The organism is Exiguobacterium sp. s168 (genome assembly GCF_018619035.1).
Taxonomy (GTDB): Bacteria; Bacillota; Bacilli; order Exiguobacteriales; family Exiguobacteriaceae; genus Exiguobacterium_A; species Exiguobacterium_A acetylicum.
On sequence record NZ_JACSNE010000005.1, the window covers coordinates 76732 to 94479 of the forward strand.

General features: G+C 45.5%; 15 protein-coding genes. 5 read left to right on the plus strand and 10 right to left on the minus strand.

Annotation, left to right across the window (positions count from 1 at the left end):
- Positions 1 to 31: 31 nt before the first annotated feature.
- Positions 32 to 1000 carry a GGDEF domain-containing protein gene (locus tag KNQ15_RS05055; protein ID WP_251137601.1) on the plus strand — a complete coding sequence of 323 codons (969 nt, stop codon included), beginning with the start codon at positions 32 to 34 and terminating at the stop codon, positions 998 to 1000.
- Positions 1001 to 1055: 55 nt separating this feature from the next.
- On the opposite strand, the gene KNQ15_RS05060 is transcribed toward KNQ15_RS05055, so the two are convergent.
- The 5 genes from KNQ15_RS05060 to KNQ15_RS05080 all read right to left on the minus strand — a co-directional run bounded on the left by KNQ15_RS05060 (position 1056) and on the right by KNQ15_RS05080 (position 6599).
- Positions 1056 to 2885 (minus strand): GGDEF domain-containing phosphodiesterase, encoded by a 1830-nt coding sequence (locus tag KNQ15_RS05060; protein ID WP_214728099.1) that lies wholly within the window; start codon positions 2883 to 2885, stop codon positions 1056 to 1058.
- Positions 2886 to 3039: 154 nt separating this feature from the next.
- On the minus strand, positions 3040 to 4470 hold the full coding sequence (locus KNQ15_RS05065) for an NAD(P)H-hydrate dehydratase (protein ID WP_214728101.1): 1431 nt from the start codon (positions 4468 to 4470) through the stop codon (positions 3040 to 3042).
- A gap of 92 nt (positions 4471 to 4562) precedes the next feature.
- Positions 4563 to 4994, minus strand: a complete 432-nt coding sequence (locus KNQ15_RS05070) for a Fur family transcriptional regulator (protein ID WP_214728103.1) — start codon at positions 4992 to 4994, stop codon at positions 4563 to 4565.
- Positions 4966 to 5835 carry a metal ABC transporter permease gene (locus KNQ15_RS05075; RefSeq protein ID WP_214728105.1) on the minus strand — a complete coding sequence of 290 codons (870 nt, stop codon included), beginning with the start codon at positions 5833 to 5835 and terminating at the stop codon, positions 4966 to 4968. Before KNQ15_RS05075 ends, KNQ15_RS05070 begins: the two co-directional genes overlap by 29 nt.
- The gene (locus KNQ15_RS05080; RefSeq protein WP_214728107.1) at positions 5832 to 6599 is read right to left on the minus strand and encodes a metal ABC transporter ATP-binding protein; all 768 of its coding nucleotides are present in this window, start codon (positions 6597 to 6599) and stop codon (positions 5832 to 5834) included. Before KNQ15_RS05080 ends, KNQ15_RS05075 begins: the two co-directional genes overlap by 4 nt.
- A 215-nt stretch (positions 6600 to 6814) precedes the next feature.
- Between KNQ15_RS05080 and KNQ15_RS05085 the strand changes: the two genes are divergently transcribed.
- The 3 genes from KNQ15_RS05085 to KNQ15_RS05095 are packed head-to-tail and all read left to right on the plus strand — an operon-like array spanning position 6815 to position 10729.
- Positions 6815 to 8353 (plus strand): Ppx/GppA family phosphatase, encoded by a 1539-nt coding sequence (locus KNQ15_RS05085; protein ID WP_214728109.1) that lies wholly within the window; start codon positions 6815 to 6817, stop codon positions 8351 to 8353.
- Positions 8350 to 10503, plus strand: coding sequence for an RNA degradosome polyphosphate kinase (locus KNQ15_RS05090; protein WP_214728111.1), 2154 nt, complete (start codon positions 8350 to 8352; stop codon positions 10501 to 10503). The genes KNQ15_RS05085 and KNQ15_RS05090 overlap by 4 nt, the downstream gene beginning before the upstream one ends.
- Positions 10504 to 10558: 55 nt before the next feature.
- Positions 10559 to 10729, plus strand: a complete 171-nt coding sequence (locus tag KNQ15_RS05095) for a XapX domain-containing protein (protein ID WP_034785920.1) — start codon at positions 10559 to 10561, stop codon at positions 10727 to 10729.
- A 121-nt stretch (positions 10730 to 10850) separates the two neighbouring features.
- On the opposite strand, the gene KNQ15_RS05100 is transcribed toward KNQ15_RS05095, so the two are convergent.
- The 5 genes from KNQ15_RS05100 to KNQ15_RS05120 all read right to left on the minus strand — a co-directional run bounded on the left by KNQ15_RS05100 (position 10851) and on the right by KNQ15_RS05120 (position 16603).
- Positions 10851 to 11468: a hypothetical protein gene (locus KNQ15_RS05100; RefSeq protein ID WP_214728113.1), complete on the minus strand. Its 618-nt coding sequence runs from the start codon at positions 11466 to 11468 to the stop codon at positions 10851 to 10853.
- A gap of 20 nt (positions 11469 to 11488) precedes the next feature.
- On the minus strand, positions 11489 to 12391 hold the full coding sequence (locus KNQ15_RS05105; RefSeq protein WP_214728115.1) for a deoxyribonuclease IV: 903 nt from the start codon (positions 12389 to 12391) through the stop codon (positions 11489 to 11491).
- Between the two features lie 98 nt (positions 12392 to 12489).
- On the minus strand, positions 12490 to 13842 hold the full coding sequence (locus tag KNQ15_RS05110; protein ID WP_029341046.1) for a DEAD/DEAH box helicase: 1353 nt from the start codon (positions 13840 to 13842) through the stop codon (positions 12490 to 12492).
- Between the two features lie 47 nt (positions 13843 to 13889).
- Complete coding sequence (locus tag KNQ15_RS05115) at positions 13890 to 14843, minus strand: sugar ABC transporter substrate-binding protein (RefSeq protein ID WP_029341045.1); 954 nt, start codon at positions 14841 to 14843, stop codon at positions 13890 to 13892.
- Positions 14840 to 16603: a two-component system sensor histidine kinase NtrB gene (locus KNQ15_RS05120; protein ID WP_029341044.1), complete on the minus strand. Its 1764-nt coding sequence runs from the start codon at positions 16601 to 16603 to the stop codon at positions 14840 to 14842. The genes KNQ15_RS05115 and KNQ15_RS05120 overlap by 4 nt, the downstream gene beginning before the upstream one ends.
- Positions 16604 to 16748: 145 nt before the next feature.
- Between KNQ15_RS05120 and KNQ15_RS05125 the strand changes: the two genes are divergently transcribed.
- Positions 16749 to 17696 carry a 4-hydroxy-3-methylbut-2-enyl diphosphate reductase gene (locus KNQ15_RS05125; RefSeq protein ID WP_214728117.1) on the plus strand — a complete coding sequence of 316 codons (948 nt, stop codon included), beginning with the start codon at positions 16749 to 16751 and terminating at the stop codon, positions 17694 to 17696.
- Positions 17697 to 17748 lie beyond the last annotated feature (52 nt).

Here is a 17748-nt window from a genome sequence, read left to right on the forward strand (position 1 = left end):
TGATCGTTTGCCAATTCAACCTGACTCTAAAATGTCTACTCGCCTCTATTTCGGACTGTCCAATGGTATAACTGGCATTCTACTTATGCATCATGCAATCGACTTGAATGGAGCATTGATTGATTTACGGTTATTACCTCTCGCTTTGTCTGCCTTGTTCGGTGGTAATATCAGTATTGCCGTAACAGGGCTGATGCTCTTGATTTATCGATTCGTGATTGATAGTGGAGATTCACTAAGCGCTCTGTTTAGTTCTGTCATCACACTACTTGGATTTCTAGTACTTTCTTTTATTTGTCGTCGATTCATCAAACGGCAAGGTTACTTCTTTTCTGCCATCGTCACGGTCGGTTCCCTACTCGTACTCTCGCGATTGATTATGAGTAACTCTCCAGCGGATGCCTGGGGAACGATTTATATTCCATATTTCATTTTAACGATTGGTGGAGCCTTTTTGTTTTATCGTTTGTCTTCACTCCTTCAGCAGCATTTTGTTCTTTATTCTTATCAATCCTACCTTGCTTCGACCGATCAATTGACGCGACTCGCGAATCGCCATGTCATTTTAGAAAAAGTCACGGCGCTCGAAAAAAGTAAAGATTCTTGGGGCGTTATCTTGTTTGATTTGGATCACTTTAAGAATATAAACGATACACACGGTCATGCTGTCGGAGACGCTGTCTTGCGCCACTTTTCGATCTTATTGAACGAGCATTGTCCGGCACCGGTTACGGTCGGTCGATATGGTGGTGAAGAATTCATCGTCATCGTTCCAGACATTGAACTGCATCATCCTGTCGTCCTAGCTGAAACAATCGTAACAGCCGTTCAGCAAACACCATTCGTCATGCAAGATCATGCCGTATCCATTACGGTGTCTGCAGGTATTGCTTACGCTCATCAACAACCAACTGAAACAGTATTTAAGCAAGCGGATAGCGCTTTATACGAAGCCAAAGCGCAAGGACGAAATCAGTATCGCCTGTATCGATCGGAATGAATACTAAAAAGCCACTTCTCCTCCGCGCGATTCGGACTGAAGTGGCTTTTGTTGGTCAACGGACCGTTCCTTCATTTGTTTTTTGCAGGAGACATATGATTTCTTCAAGTGGTACCGGTTTAGCAAAGAAATAACCTTGGAATAGATGAATGCCGATTTCCTTGGCAATACGTACTTCTTCTCCTGTCTCTACGCCCTCAACGATACATTCGACATGCATCGATTGACTCAATTGGAAAATTGACTCGAGGATGGATTGTCGTTTCTCCGATTCGCCGATTTGTTCGATGAATTGCTTCGGAATCTTTAATTGACGTAATGGCAATAAGCGTTCTAGGACGTGATATGAGGCATGTCCGGTTCCGAAATCATCAAGCGAAACCGGGAAATCGAGCGTTTTGATACGCTTAAGCGCTCGATGAATCGACTGACTCTCAAAATCAAGCGACTGACTTTCTGTGATCTCGATCTTAATTTGTTGCGGCTTTAATGCATACTTGAGTAGTGTTCGTTCAATGAATGGCATGAATGCCTCACTCGTCAACTGGCGTGGTGATACGTTGACCGACAGCGTAAACTCATCCGGAACCAGACCAATTAATGCTTTACGCGTCTTACACCCTTCCTCAAAGATCCACTCTCCTAAACGAATGATCAAGTCACTTTTTTCAGCAATCGGAATGAACACGGATGGTCGATCAGCTCCCTGCAATGGGGTCTTCCATCGAACCAATGCCTCAAGACCAATGAATTGCTCTGATTGGACATCATACTGCAATTGATAGACGAGATGAAAATCCGTTTCAATATTAGCCTGCGCTAGCGATTGTGCTGCTTTGACTCGCAATTCTTGATCCTTACGCCAGGCTTGGTCAATGCACATCACACGTTCATTTTGTTGCGCGGCTTCTTGTAACGCAGTCAATAACTGCTGTACCCGACGCTTCCGATTGTCCGTTGCCCCTTCTCCATTATCGATGACGATGGATATGTTGACGTAGACATGATGCCCCTCGATTTCGTATGGTACGGAGATTGCTTGACTCAATTCTTCCATCGCTTCCTTACATGCCACCTCGTCCGGCTTTTCCATGACGATCAATAATGTTCCTGCTTCAATCCGAGCAAACGCTTGGTAAGGAGGTAGTTGTCTCTTGAGTCGCTCGATACAGGCACGTAGTACTTGTGACTGAATATCTTCTCCGAAATACCGCGCCAACTCATAGTAGTTTTCTAAATGAATTCCGACGAAAATGAGCTGTTGTTCGGGTCTTGGAAAATCAATTTCGTTTAACCCTTGGCGATTCAAGACACCTGTTTCCTCATCACGTCGCGCTGTATCGTGTAATTGTATCGCAAGGTCATTTAACCGATTTAAATTACGGATATGCAAGTGATTGATGACAAGCGCAATCGATACGCTAATCACAATCATGCCAATCCGTCCATAATGGTCCGTCGGATCAATTTCTACCGTCACGGTATCGGCATTCCACATGACATACAAACTAGTTGCGACAGCAACCATGATGGCGTACCACATCATGATGCGTTGATACGAGATTAAAGCGATCATCAAAAACAAAAAGCAACTTGCCCAAACGGTAACTGCCGCGTAAGGTAAAAAGCTAATCGATGTAATCGGAACGACGAGCAACATCAAGGACAATAAGTGCGTTTGCAAAACGATTTCCATCTTGCGACGGCTAATATAAAAAATAAATAGACCCATGACGATTAAAAATGAAATGATGACAGAACGACTCAAATACGCATTGTTAATTGTCTCTTCTGTCGTCGTATAAATAATCAAAGCTCCAACGAACATCATGAATAAGGCAAAATTCCCGATCCACCATTGTTGTTTCCGAACGATATCCTCCATGCTTTTCCCCCTCCTTTCCGTCAGATTTTCCGTATAAAGGTTTCGACATCGCTTGATGATACTCCTGTCGTATAGAATGTGTCAATTCTTTCCTAAAAAGAAAAGTCTTCCCTTGTGCGTATCGCGGAAGACTTTTTCTCTCACATTCATTATTCTATAACTCAAGTCGACCTAGCTCTTCGATGACATCCGTTGCTAACAAACTGCTCGGATGTAAACGTCGTTCAACTTGCCGAGAAGCACGTGCATACCACTCTGCTCCTTGCGCTAGCGTTTGTTCGATATCGCCTGTTGGATGTTGTGCAAGAAGGCTAGTTAGTATGCCAAACAGAGTATCCCCACTTCCTCCTTTCGCGAGACCACTTGATGCACCAGAGACGACGAATCCGCCTCCATCCGGTTTTGCGATTAAGATGACATGGGACTTCAAAACGACAGTCACTTGATGCAAGATGGCATAGTCGGTTGCCTGACCGAAAAGATCATCTTGAATACTTGCGACACTCTGATTCGTCATCCGGGCGAATTCCCCGATATGCGGTGTAACGATGATTGGCGCGGTTCGTTCGGGATAACTTTCTTTTACTAGAGCTGCAGCATCTAATACAACCGGCAAATCACTCTTAAGCAGATAGTCCACCCATGTTTCGACTGCCTCTTGCGATAATCCGGGACCAATCCCAACTGCTGAGATGGAAGGGAGCATTTCCTGAATCGCTGGTAACGTCTGATCAATGACCATTGCTTCCGGTGCTTGGACGATAATTCCGTGTTTCGCAAGTGCCGTCGTCGCAACTTGTAGTTTACCGACTCCTGTTCGTAAGGCTGCCCGTGTCGCGAGTTGGATGGAACCCGGCATCGTCTCGCTTCCACCAATCAATAGCGCCGTCCCGTACGTTCCTTTGTGCCCGTATGGTTCCCGCTTGAATAAGGCGGTCACATCCTTAGGGGACACACGCCATTCACCAAAAGTCGGTAATCCGATATCAATCGTTTCGGATTCGCCATAAAACGGGGCCGTTTGTATTAAAAAAGCAGAGCGTTTCATCGCATGCAATTGGAATGTCACGTCTGCGCGAATCGCCGTCTCCTTAAATTCCGTTGCATGATCCGTCGGCACTCCGCTTGGAACATCTACGGCATAGATACGTGCCCCTTGCCGCTTTTGTTCCGATACGAATTCACACTGCGCTTCGAACACCGGATCAATCCGCTTTGGATCAAATCCCGTTCCATACAAGGCATCTAGAATGACATCATATTGACCACACGGTTGTTCGGTCACAAGTCCAAACGCTTCTGCATAATGAACATGAACGATAGATGTATCCGAACGATTCTCTCCAAATGGCGCAAATAGTGTGACATCAAAACCGTCTCGAATCAGTTCGCGACCAATGACATACCCATCCCCGCCGTTATTGCCTGTCCCACATAAAATCAAGATTCGCTCCGTCTTCCTATGACGCTCCTTGATACGTGTTGCGGTGTGACTTCCGGCTCGTTCCATCAGCACTTCAAGTGGCAGTCCAGACGTCCGTGCCCACTCATCGATTTGTCGCGCTTCTTGTGTATCATAAATCATCTTCTCATCACCTCTGTTCGACTATTCCCGTTTTGAACAGGACTAGTCTTCCAAAACGAAAAAAGGACGCCCGACTGGGCATCCTCTTTCATTTAAGATGTCATGCGTTGACAATTCGCACAGCGCCCATAAATTTCGAACTTATGATCCTCGACTTCAAAACCAGTCTCTCGGACCGGAGAAACCCATTCCATCGGACAGACATTCAACGTCTCCGTCTTGCCGCAGATTCGACAAATCAAATGATGATGATGGTGTCCTGAAGCACAGGCTGCTCGGTATTTCATCTCACCGTCTAATTCCGTCACTTCTAATAAATCGATTTCCGAAAAGTCATTCAAATTTCGATAGATTGTATCATAACTTAACGAAGGATGAGACGTTCGAAGCGCTTCTGCTACTTCCCGCGCACTGACATAACGATTCACTTCAAACAGATACGACAGCAAATCGAGACGCTTCGGTGTCATTTTAAATCCGGAAGCCTTCATTCGTTCACGCGCTTGTTCGATGTTCGTCTTCATGTGTTTTCCCTCCTATCCAAAAACGTTCCAACAGCATCACGATGATCAGCTCAAGCACCGCAAGCAAGACGATCATTCCACCTGGTGCCAAATCGAACTGATAGGCCAGGATGAGTCCGAGTACTGTCGCAACTTCACCAAATATGATGGCTAAAAAAATCGTCGCCTTAAAACTCTTCGCAATTCGAAGTGCTGCCGCAACCGGCAACGTGATTAAGCTTGAGACAAGCAAAATCCCAACGATTCGCATACTGATCGCAATAACAAGTGCAACGACGATCATGAAAAGAATATGCACTAAGCGAAGGCGAATCCCGGAAACGCGCGCCTGCTCCTCGTCAAAGGAGAGGAACAACAATTCCTTATAAAAGGCAAAGACGAAGATGATGACGACGACCGTCACAGCTAGGATCGTATACACATCCGTCAAGGCGACAGCCGAGACCGTTCCAAATAGGAAAGAGACGAGATCCATCGAGAAACCATTCGCGAGACTAATAAACGTCGCTCCAAGCCCCATCCCCGTCGCCATGATGATTGGGATTGCGAGTTCTTGGAAGTGCTTATACTTTGCCCGCAACCAGTCGATCGTCAGTGCCGCGATGACTGACGTCACAATTCCTAAATACAGTGGATTCAAGTCTGCTAATTGTGCGACCATTCCAGAAATCAATAAACTGAGCGCAATCCCGGCTAACGTGACGTGTGATAGCGCATCTGCAATTAAGCTCATCCGACGAACAACGACGAACGAACCGATCAACGGTGCCGTAAATCCGATCAGAATGGCAGCAACCAAAGCGTACTGTAAAAACTTTAACGTCATGAACGCTTCAATCATTGGACACTCTTCCCTTCGTGAACGAGGACACGTCCCGGAACCGGATAGAGTGAACGGATCGTCTGTTCATCCAGTTCCCAGTATTCTTTGATGCCACAGTTACACCCTAAACGTCCATCGACCAGATGGATCACATCCGTGACAAGTTTACTGACGAAGTGAATATCGTGCGTAACAAGAACGAATGTCCGTCGCTTATCTCGGCGGAGCTCTTCTAGAATTTCATAAAATTCTTTTACGTACCGCTGATCGACACCAACAGTTGGTTCATCTAAGATCATTAAATCGGGATCATTAACGAGTGCCCGCGCGATAAAGACACGTTGTTGTTGACCACCAGATAAGTCGCCGACTTTTGAATCGCGTCGTTCCCACATGCCGACCGTTTCAAGGGCAGTCCGAACTTTCTCTCGATCGTCACGAGACAAACGACGGAAGAGTCCTTTTTTTGCATAAAGTCCCATCTCAACGACTTCTGCGACAGTCACCGGAAAACCGGAGTTGAACGCTGCCGCTTTTTGCGAAACATAGCTGATCCGCCACCATTCATTGAATTGTGATTGGGATTGTCCAAATAAACGAATCGTTCCTTTCGGTTGCAATAACCCTAATATACATTTGATTAGCGTCGATTTTCCGGATCCATTTTCCCCGACGATTGCTAAAAATTGTCCTTGCTCGACCTGAAACGAGACTTGATTCAACACCCGACGATCTGGGTAATCATAGCTGACTTGATCAATCTCGATGATTGGTGTTTCCATTTATTTTCACTCCTTCCGTTTTCGTAAAACGGAATAATTACGCCTTAATCAACTGTCTTATTATAGCGCCCGCCAATTATTGGTGCAACTCTAGCAACTTCCTATCCTCCTTAGAAAACATTCAAGGTACAATAAAGAAAGAAGCTAGCTGTTTCCGGCTTGTTCAGAGAGGGAATTCTTTTAGTGCACGCATCGCAGAGAGGAGTCGGAGTCATTTGAAACAAGAACTTGCAGTCATCGATATCGGTTCCAACTCGATTCGTTATGTTATCTTCCATCCGATCGCTTCTGGTCGCTATATCGAGAAGATTAATATTAAAGTCGTCGCCCGATTATCTGCTCACATCAACGAGGATGGAGCACTCGATGATGAAGGCATCGCCTTACTCGAAGAAACTTTACATCGTTTTTATGAAGTTGGTGTCACCCATGAAGTCGAAGAAACGATCTGTGTCGCGACAGCAGCCATCCGTAATGCAACGAACCGAGATGCCATCGTTGAATCCGTTACAGAAAACACGCCTTTTTCCATTCAGGTTCTGACAGATGAACAAGAAGCATACTATGGCTATTTTGCCATCATCAATTCGACCTTCCTGACTGATGGCTTTTCTGTCGATATCGGTGGTGGTTCCATGGAAGTCACCTTGATTGAAAATCGCGAAATGGTGGCGTATCACAGCTTTCCATTTGGTGCCGTCACCTTGACACGGCAATTCGTTTCGGACGAGACACTAAGTGCCAGCGATAAGAAGAAATTGGTGAAATTCCTACGGGAACAATTCGAATCGATTCCATGGCTGAGTGATAAAAAGCTTCCTTTAATCGGTGTCGGTGGTTCAGCCCGAAATTTCGTTCGGATCCATCAGTCGAATCAGGACTATCCCCTTCGAAGTGTTCACCAATATCAAATCAAAGCGAAAGAACTCGCGAAGATGGTCGACGATCTCGAAGGAAGGTCGGCGAAACAACTATCGAAAATCGAAGGACTCTCAAAAGATCGAATTGATATCTTCCTGCCGGCATTGATTGCGATTCAAGAGTTAGCCCATCACATCGAAGCGGAAGAATTCGTAATGAGTAATCTCGGTCTTCGCGAAGGTCTTGTTTACGAGTTCGATGTGCAGGACGAAGCATACCGTCGGATTGAAAATGTACGTGAGCAAAGTCTCTATCAGCTCGAAAGCGACTATAAGGTCAATCGAGATCGTGCGTCATATATTGGAACACTCGCCAAATCGATGTACCGGCAGCTCGTCACGCTCGACTTGATTTCAGAACGCGCGTCTGATCTACGACTGCTCGATTCAGCAAGTCGCTTATTTTATTGTGGACAATACATTAATCCAGATACACGATCGGACCAGACGTTCTACCTGTTGACGAATACCGAATTGAATGGCATGACGCACAAGGATCGCGTTGCTCTCTCGCTCGTCAGTTCCTATTCTTCTGCCAAACGGATGAACCAGCTTGCGAAACCTTTCAAGGACTGGTTTACGGAAAAATCGCTGGATCGCTTCGACCTACTTGGATCTCTCCTCAAATTAAGTCATGCGCTCGACGTGACGGAGCGAAAAGCTGTCGATCATTTGGAACTGTTCCTTGAAAAGGATCAACTCCAATTCGTTCTCGATACGGGTGATCATGATTATGGATTCGAAGTCGAAAAAGCGGAAAAACAAAAGAAACATCTGGAACGAATCATTGATTGTACGATTACCTTCGAAACGAAAGGAGATCTTCCTTCATGAAGCTCGACATACCGGAACATTTCAATAATCGTGAGCTTAGCTGGCTCCAATTCAACAAACGTGTACTAGATGAAGCGTTCGATACGCGCAATCCGTTAATGGAACGTTTTAAGTTTCTCGGGATCTTTAGTTCCAATTTAGACGAGTTCTATATGGTACGGGTCGGTGGTTTAAAGGATGAAGTACTCGCCGGTTTCAATAAACCGGAAAATAAACAACAGATGACACCGAAACAACAGCTGCGTGCGATCGCAGCGAAAACAAAAGAGTTAGTCGATCGGCAATACGAAGCATTTCAAGCAATCAATCAGACGTTATCCGATGAAGGCATTACATTCTTAAAATACGACGCCCTGACTTCAGAACAGACGACCTATGTAAAATCCTTTTTCCGTGAACAAGTTTTTCCGGTACTCACGCCTGTTGCCGTCGATGCCTATCGTCCATTCCCGATGCTCTCGTCAAAGTCACTCAACATCGCAACAGTACTCGAGGCAGAGGATGGAACGAAACGGAATTTAGCGCTCGTACAAGTACCTGCTGTCTTACCGAGATTCGTCGACTTACCAGTAGATGATGACGAGACGACGGCTGTCATCTTACTCGAAGACGTCATCATCGCCTTCATCGATAGTCTATTCAAAGGCTATCGTGTTTTGTCTGCCATGCCGTTTCGGATTACACGTAATGCCGACCTTCCATTTCATGAAGAAGGTACGCATGACTTATTAAAGCTAATTGAAAAAGAATTAAAAAAACGACGTTGGGGAGTCGCCATTCGACTCGAAGTTCAAAAAGCTGCCATCAATACCGAACTGCTCAACATGTTACGCGATGTACTGGATTTACAGGAACGCGACATCTTTGCCGTGGATGGTCCGATTGATTTGACGTTCTCCTTTGCCTTCTACAGTCAAATCGGTATTGAATATGATCATTTGATTTATCAGACGATCATGCCGGTCGACCCACCAGCACTCGATAGTTCAAAAAATCTGTTTAATCAATTGCTGGAACGCGACTATCTCTTGCATCATCCGTATCATACGTTTGATCCGATCGTCCGGTTCATCGTCCAAGCGGCGAATGATCCGAACGTCCTTGCCATCAAACAAACGCTTTATCGCGTATCTGGTGATTCTCCGATCATCAAGGCCTTGAAAACGGCCGCCGAAAACGGGAAACAGGTCACCGTCCTTGTTGAACTTAAGGCTCGATTCGACGAGGCGAAGAACATTGAATGGGCGAAGCAACTAGAAAAGGTCGGCGCCCATGTCATTTACGGATATAGTGATTTAAAGACCCACTCGAAGATCACGCTCGTCGTCCGACTCCACGAAGGCAAGATTCAGCGTTTCGTCCATCTTGGTACTGGCAATTATAATGATTCGACTGCGAAGTTATATACGGATGTCGGATTGCTGACGGCTCGGGAAGAAATCGCCGAAGATGCGACGAACTTCTTCAATTGGTTATCCGGGTACGGGGAACAGCCGGAATGGAACGTCATCCAAACTTCACCAAATGCAATGCTTGAGAAGTTCCTGTCATTGATTGATGAAGAGATTCATCATCATAAAAAACACGGAAACGGTCGAATCGTTGCCAAGATGAATAGTTTAACGGAAAAAGACATCATTTTACGGCTCTACAAGGCATCGCGTGCCGGTGTCCAAGTCGAACTCATCGTTCGGGGCGTCTGTTGTCTGCGTCCTGGCATTCCAGATGTTTCGGAAAACATTCGCGTCATCTCGATCGTCGATCGTTACTTGGAGCATTCACGCATCTTCTACTTCCATCACAACGGACAGGATTTGATGTATGGGTCAAGCGCTGACTGGATGACGCGTAACATGCGAAAACGGATTGAAATCTTGTTCCCGATCATGGACGAAGAACATAAAGAGTATTTAAAGGATTGTCTCGCCCTCGCCCTTGCTGATAATGTGAAGTCGCGTGAACAGGCAGCCGATGGATCCTATCATTACGTCAAAGACGGAAAACAGAGCTGTGAATCCCAGTTACTGATTCAAGACTATACGAGCGGCAAACTAAAACAAAAACCTATTTTTACAGCTCCATTGACTCAAAAGTGGATCACAATCGAAAAAAAGGATGACAAAGTCATTCTTGATCAAAACGCTACTTGACGTTTAATATGTACTTTACTTCAAATGCTGATTTACAGCAGAAAGGACGAAATGTATGCTTCAACAAATTTTGTTATCCCTTCTCGCAGGCGTCATCTGCGGTGTCGTATTCACCGCACTGAAACTGCCGATTCCTGCCCCACCCGTTTTCCCAGCTATCGTCGGGATCTTTGGTGTCTTCCTTGGGATGAAAATCTATCTATTTTTAGTAGAACGCTTTTTCTAATTCAAACAAAAATCGTTCTCTTTCTGCGCCAGGCAGTCAGAGAACGATTTTTTTGATTCTGTTTAAGGTTTTAATGATTAAATGATCATTCGTGCGAGCTCCGCTTGAATAGGGAAAGCTTTTACTCACTCTCTTCCGTTGCCGCAGCCGTATCTACCGCATGCAACATCTGTTGATGTAACCATCGGTGACAGGTCGGGCAAACCGTCTGATATCCTTCTGGTGTCAAATGCCATTCGAGTAACGACTGCCTAGACTCCTCACAATGAACACATTGACGCGCGACTTGTTCCAGATGATTTCGCTCCTTAAAGCGCTCGATTCGACGTTGTTTAGACTGTTCGAGTGTCAGTACATCCGTTTCGAAATACCCATACTGCCATGAATCGAGCAGACGTGTGCGAACCACGCCTTCGACTGGTCCGGTTTTAAGACCAAGTTGATCGAGTGGTCGTCCAAGTAAGGGATGACGTAAATCCACACTGATGAGGTCAAGGCACACATAGGACCCTTCTGAGTCGTCAGCAGCCGTCAACCAAAACGGATCTTCTGGACGTGTCGTATACTCCGTAAACAAAGCTTCTGCATACGCAATGATACCATTGGTCGTCGAAAGAAAAACTTCTTCTCCCTCTGCCAGTTCTCCCGGCAAATAAAACGGTTCCTTTGTTTCATAATAGTGGACAACAGCTTGTCGGATCGCGAAGCTTGCCTCATCGACGACGAATAGATGACACATCACAGACACCCCTTTATGAGTTATTCGACCGGTGCACCTAGAATCGGTAAACGCCAGTCCGCGTCAAATGCACCAGAACGTAACATATCAATTTCTTCTTTATACGGCGCGACTTTTTTCTTTGGATCGAGTCCAATGTATGGTGTCTCTAGAATTTTTGGCAAATGGGCAAGTGCAGGATGATGCACGACACGGTGTAACGTATCAAATCCAATCTCACCAAAGCCGATGTTTTCATGACGGTCCTTCCGTGCGCCGCGGACGTTCTTCGAGTCGTTTACGTGAATGACCCCAAGACGATCGAGTCCGACGATCCGGTCGAATTGTTCGAGGACACCATCTAGGTCGTGCACGATATCGTATCCCGCATCATGCACGTGACATGTATCGAGACAGACAGACAAACGATCATGATGTGTGACGCCTTCGATGATTTGAGCAAGCTCCTCGAAGGTTTTTCCGATTTCCGATCCTTTTCCGGCCATCGTCTCAAGCGCGATCTTGACCCGTTCTTCGCCTGTCAGTACCTCGTTGAGTCCTTGAATGACGCGTTTGATTCCAACATCCTCTCCAGCCCCGACGTGCGCACCTGGATGTAATACGATATGCTGTGCCTTTTCTAATGCCTCTGCTCGTTTGATCTCAGCTGCTAAAAACGAAACGGCGAGTTCGAATGTCTCGGGTTTTGTCGTATTCCCCAAGTTGATAATATACGGTGCATGCACAACGATTTCCTCTATTCCATTAGCACTCATATGTTGCAATGCTTCTTGAATCCGTAACTCTTCCATCGGCTTACGTCGTGTATTTTGAGGTGCTCCTGTATAGACCATCATCGTCGTTGCACCGTAAGATGCCGCTTCCTCACTTGCACCTAACAGCATTTTTTTCCCCGAAACGGAGACGTGTGAACCTATTTTCATGTTCTTTTCCACCTTTCTCTTTTTACAGTGTACCAAATCTTGAAAACGACAAGACACCCGAAAAATGTTTTTTCATTTCACGGGTGTCTTCGACAATGTTATTTTGATTTGCGTGCGTTTTCTTTACGTTGCGCGCGACCGACACCACGTTGTTCTTTGATGCGTTCACGTTTTGCTGTTTCTTTCAGCTTGTATTGATGTTTCTTCTTATAACCTGGTTTAACACGTTTTTTCGCTTTTGCTGCTTCACCCGAAAGGCGACTATGCGCTGTCTTCGAGACGGCAGTCTTCATGTGCGGCTTCGCACGGCGACGTTCTTTGACTTCGACGATTTGACTACCTTTGACATCGACGTTCGTGAATTGAATGCCACGGTCCTCTAAGCGATTGATCATACCGTTCTCGTGATCTTCAAACAATGTGTACGCCAATCCATCTTGATCGACACGACCTGTCCGACCTACACGGTGGACGTAGAAGTCTAAATCTTTTGGAATACCATGGTTGATGACGTGCGAGACACCTGAAATATCAATTCCGCGTGCAGCAAGATCCGTCACGATGACGTATTGATACTTCGCATCGTTGATTTCTTTGATGGCTTGCTTACGACGACGAGCCGGAAGGTCTCCGTGAAGAGAACCAACGTTCAATCCTGCTTCTAAGAACAAAGCTTCGACTTCGATTGCTTCTGCTTTTGTATTCGTAAAGATCAAACAGATATACGGATTCAGCGCTTTCGCGACTTTCAACGTCAATTGCGAGCGCTCACGGTGCTTGACCGGAATCGTATGGTGAACGATTTTCTTCGCTGTCTGTTGTTTTGGATCCACATGCGCATAACGCGGGTTATTCATATATTTTTTCAAGAACGGTTGCAATTTCTCAGGAATCGTTGCTGAGAAGACCATCATCTGAAGCTGTTCTGGAAGAGCTTGCGCAATCCGGTCAACTTCTGGCAAGAAGCCCATGTCGAGCATTTGATCCGCTTCATCGATGATATAATGCTTCACGAAATGTGGCTTCAATGCTTGTTCCTTGAATAAATCTAGAATACGTCCCGGTGTTCCGATGACGATTTGGGGTGAGACTTTTACACGACCGATTTGACGTTCGCGATCCATTCCACCTGTAATGAGACTCGTCTTGATGAAGTCTGGTTCCTTCACGAGTAACGATTTCAGTTCTTCATGAATTTGCCAAGCAAGTTCGCGCGTTGGAGCAACGATGATTGCTTGTAATTCTTGAAGCTTTGGATCGACGTTTTGAACGATCGGAAGAAGGAACGATAACGTTTTTCCTGTGCCGGTTTGTGATTGACCGATGATATCGCGTCCCTTTACTGCAGCTGGGATGATCCGCGACTGAATGTCGGTCGGTTTTGTGATGCGGGCGTCATCGAGTGCTTCGATGACGAACGGGTGTAATTGATAATGGCTGAATCCATTCATGAATTGACACCGTCCTTTCCTTATTTGCTGAGGCTTCTGCCTCTCGATTAGTTCAACATGGTTATGGGTCTACTACCGTCATACAGATAGGAGTACGTATAAAAACGAGTTGGAATCTTTTTGTTTTTCGTATGAAGCTTCAATGCACTGAAGGCGACTTTCATCATCTCATCAGCACTCTGGACGACCGTCGCATCCATCGATTTCATGTCAACAGCTTCTAATATAGCACGATTCCCGTCTATGCCGACAATTATTTTTCCTTTGATGCCTGCTTTTTTCAATGCTTCGAGGACACCTAGCGCGATATCGTCATTGTGACAATAGACGGCATCAAACGGAATTCCCGACTCAATCACCTGCGTCATGACCTGTTCTGAAGTGACGGGGTCGTAATCTCCATTCACGGATTCGACGATTTGAAGTTCCGCCTCACGCTCAAGACCAGTCAAAAATCCCCGGTGTCGTTCATTCGTCGTGTTGACGTTTGCCGTACCTGCGACTTCAATGATATTAGCGGTGGCTCGTCCCGTCTGCTTGATGCGTTCATGTTTGATGAACGAGGCAAGTTGTTCCCCGATCAATTGGTTATTCGAGGTGATCGAACTGACGACTGCTTCGGAGCGAATCAATCGATCGATCGCGAAGACCGGAATCCCAGCACGGGCTGCCTCTTCTAACGTACTAGCGATATAGACATCATCCAGCGTCGTCACGAAGATTGCATCCACCTTCATTCGAATGAACTCTTGAATCTGCTCACGTTCATTGATGCGTGAGTTATGAGACGTCGCGACGACTGCTTCATATTTATTCAGTTTGGCTTGTGTCTTGAACGCATCGACAAGTCGTTGCGCAAATTCATGTTTATCATTGACGATCGTGAAGCCGATGAGATGACGACGTGGACTCGGATCCGGATTGACGAATAAATTGGAAATGAACAAAACGGATGAAATCCAAACAATTAGGACGAATAACCAGGCCTTATTGAATTTCATTCCGTTTGCTCCTTTCGAGGTAAGTGGACTTGAATCGTCGTACCGACCCCTGGCTTACTATCAAAAATCATCTTTCCTTTATGATCACGAACGATTTGTTTCGACATGAAGAGTCCAAGTCCATTGCCATCGACTTTTGATGTCTTAAACGCTTGACCGACATGATCAATTTGATTTCCATCCATCCCTACCCCATTATCCTGAACAATGAATACGACTTCTTCTGGATAAACGTGGACATGCAGATGACAGATTCCATCCGGTCCTTTAAACGCGACAGCTTGAAGAGCATTACGGACACAGTTTGCTAAAATCTGCAAAATCCCCTCTTCCGATGCATAAATCTTTGGCATGAAGGACGGTGTATAAATTTTGCAGTCCGCTTCGTAATGATGAGCTTCCGCTTCTAAGATATATGTCAGCTTCTTCATTAAATCATTCATATCGATCGTCGTTTTTTGAAGCGCATTGTTTTCGCCTTTCGATAAATCAAGCATCGTTTGAATCATGCCATTTGCTCGATCCAGTTCCGATAAGGCGAGAATCAACATTTCTGGATCACGATCCTTTTCTGCTGCTAACAACTGTAACGTCATCTTGACTGGCGTTAGTGGATTACGGATTTCGTGGGCAATTCCGGCTGCTAGTTGACCCAGTGAGGCTAGTTTTTCTTGATGTAACATCGTTTGTTGTTGACTCAACTGCTCAAGGCGCGCATTTTCCATCCGTTGAGCGTACTCGTTATAGGCAGCAACGAGTGTCTTGACTTCGTTTGATCCGGCACGCTCGAGAACGATTGGTTTGGGTGAGGTGCTTTTCTCAATCTTATTCACAAGTTCAAGCATCGGCGCCGTCAATTGTTTTGACATCAAATAGCCGACGATCAGACTGAGGACGAGCGTCAAGGCAGCGATGATCAAATACTGTTGCCGTGTCGTGTAGACTGGTTCATAAAAGACGCTTCGTGGCGTTCGAACGAGAATCTTCCAATCCGTCACCTTCAAATCTTTCGCAAAGTAATACATATCTTGGTTCGTACTAAAAATCTCAGAAGGCTCTACCGACTCAAAAGCACGTTCAATGACACTTTTCGATAATAAGCGTTCTTCATCCGGTACCAGATTACTGGATGTGGCTAACAATTCTTTTTTACTATTGAACAGGTAGGCAATCGTTTGATCGTCAAATGATTCAAGTGAATTCCGAAAGACGATCGAGTTCATGACACTTAACCCACCACCAAAAACACCGACACGTTCATTGCCGTCTCGAACCGGAACGAACATATAGGAAACGGCGTCTGATTCCATCGTATACAACTTACTCATATGAAAATCCGTACTCGTCAACGTTTGCAAGAATTCATCATCTTTTAGGATCGTACTGTTTTCTATGCGTCGATCCTCACTTGAGAACCAAGTGATTTGCTTCGTCTGTCGATCAAAGTAGAAGAAACTCTTAAATCCTGTATCAATGTCTAATAGATTTGATTCTTCAATTTTTTGTTTCAGCTTTTCGGGGTTTTTGACATTCAACTGCAAGCTCATGATCTCTTCGTGCAGATTCCCAATATTGTCGCGAATCGCATTTCCTGAGACCTCGACACTCTTTTCGCTCTGTTTCTCTGTTTGTTGCTCGACCCGAGAAATCGTGACCCGGTCAGCAGTGAAGGCAAGCGCTGAAATGACAAGACAAATCAGGATGAATAAGACGGCGGTGATTTGAAAAAAATACGACCGCATCATTTTCTTAGACTCCATCCCTTCGCCTCCCTTTTGAATAATTGACAACTTCATTAGTATAGCATGTTCTGTGGATGAAACAGACTCCTCTATTTTCATTCAGCTTCAATCAATGGTACACTCTAACTAATCATTCTTTTTCGCAAAGGGAGAATCCATAACTATGCTAGTAAAAAAAATCAGCCCCCGCGGCTATTGTTACGGTGTCGTCGATGCAATGAAACTTGCACAACAAGCGGCATTGAATAAAGACTTGCCACGTCCGATCCATATTTTAGGGATGATCGTCCACAATGCTCACGTGACACGTGAGTTCGAAAATATGGGTGTCATCACTGTCGATGGTCCCGATCGCCTCGAAGCGTTAGAGACGATTCAAGAGGGCACTGTCATCTTTACTGCACACGGCATTTCACCTGCTGTTTATGCCCGTGCTGCTGAGAAAAACTTACACGTCGTCGATGCAACATGTCCTGACGTGACGCGTACACATGATTTGATTCGCCAAGTCGTCGCGGATGATTATGAAGTCATCTACGTCGGCAAACATGGACACCCGGAACCTGAAGGTGCAGTCGGTGTAGCACCAGAGCATGTGCACCTCATCGAAAAAGTCGAAGATATCGAAGAACTCCCACCTCAGCTTGCCCACAAAAAAATCATCGTCACGAATCAGACGACGATGAGCCAATGGGATGTCCAAGCTTTGATGGAACACGTTCGTAAAAAGTATCCGCATGTAGAAGTACACAATGAAATCTGTAACGCAACACAAGTCCGGCAAGAAGCGGTGGCTGATCAAGCAGGAGATTGCGATCTCGTCATCGTCGTCGGGGACCCGCGTTCAAACAACTCAAATCGTTTGGCTCAGGTATCCTTTGACATCGCTGGAACTCCAGCACATCGGATTGGTGATTTGACAGAACTTGATTTGACTTGGCTTGAGGGTGTGACTCAAGTTGGTGTCACTTCAGGTGCATCAACACCAACACCGATCACGAAAAAGGTCATTGATTTTCTACAACAATATGATCCTGCTGATATCAGTACGCATGACAAGACACCGTTCCTTGAATTACGACGCATCTTGCCTAAAGTCAAAGTACTTTGATCATAACAATCGATACAGCAAAACCGAGTCGCGAATGAGGATCGCGACTCGG

Bases quoted from the DNA above. Each gene is read 5' to 3' on its own strand.
- KNQ15_RS05125 (WP_214728117.1), top strand. From the start codon at position 16,749: ATGCTAGTAAAAAAAATCAGCCCCCGCGGCTATTGTTACGGTGTCGTC.
- KNQ15_RS05060 (WP_214728099.1), bottom strand. From the start codon at position 2,885: ATGGAGGATATCGTTCGGAAACAACAATGGTGGATCGGGAATTTTGCC.
- KNQ15_RS05115 (WP_029341045.1), bottom strand. From the start codon at position 14,843: ATGAAATTCAATAAGGCCTGGTTATTCGTCCTAATTGTTTGGATTTCA.
- KNQ15_RS05080 (WP_214728107.1), bottom strand. From the start codon at position 6,599: ATGGAAACACCAATCATCGAGATTGATCAAGTCAGCTATGATTACCCA.
- KNQ15_RS05120 (WP_029341044.1), bottom strand. From the start codon at position 16,603: ATGGAGTCTAAGAAAATGATGCGGTCGTATTTTTTTCAAATCACCGCC.
- KNQ15_RS05055 (WP_251137601.1), top strand. From the start codon at position 32: ATGTCTACTCGCCTCTATTTCGGACTGTCCAATGGTATAACTGGCATT.
- KNQ15_RS05075 (WP_214728105.1), bottom strand. From the start codon at position 5,835: ATGATTGAAGCGTTCATGACGTTAAAGTTTTTACAGTACGCTTTGGTT.
- KNQ15_RS05095 (WP_034785920.1), top strand. From the start codon at position 10,559: ATGCTTCAACAAATTTTGTTATCCCTTCTCGCAGGCGTCATCTGCGGT.
- KNQ15_RS05090 (WP_214728111.1), top strand. From the start codon at position 8,350: ATGAAGCTCGACATACCGGAACATTTCAATAATCGTGAGCTTAGCTGG.
- KNQ15_RS05100 (WP_214728113.1), bottom strand. From the start codon at position 11,468: ATGTGTCATCTATTCGTCGTCGATGAGGCAAGCTTCGCGATCCGACAA.
- KNQ15_RS05065 (WP_214728101.1), bottom strand. From the start codon at position 4,470: ATGATTTATGATACACAAGAAGCGCGACAAATCGATGAGTGGGCACGG.
- KNQ15_RS05070 (WP_214728103.1), bottom strand. From the start codon at position 4,994: ATGAAGACGAACATCGAACAAGCGCGTGAACGAATGAAGGCTTCCGGA.
- KNQ15_RS05110 (WP_029341046.1), bottom strand. From the start codon at position 13,842: ATGAATGGATTCAGCCATTATCAATTACACCCGTTCGTCATCGAAGCA.
- KNQ15_RS05105 (WP_214728115.1), bottom strand. From the start codon at position 12,391: ATGAAAATAGGTTCACACGTCTCCGTTTCGGGGAAAAAAATGCTGTTA.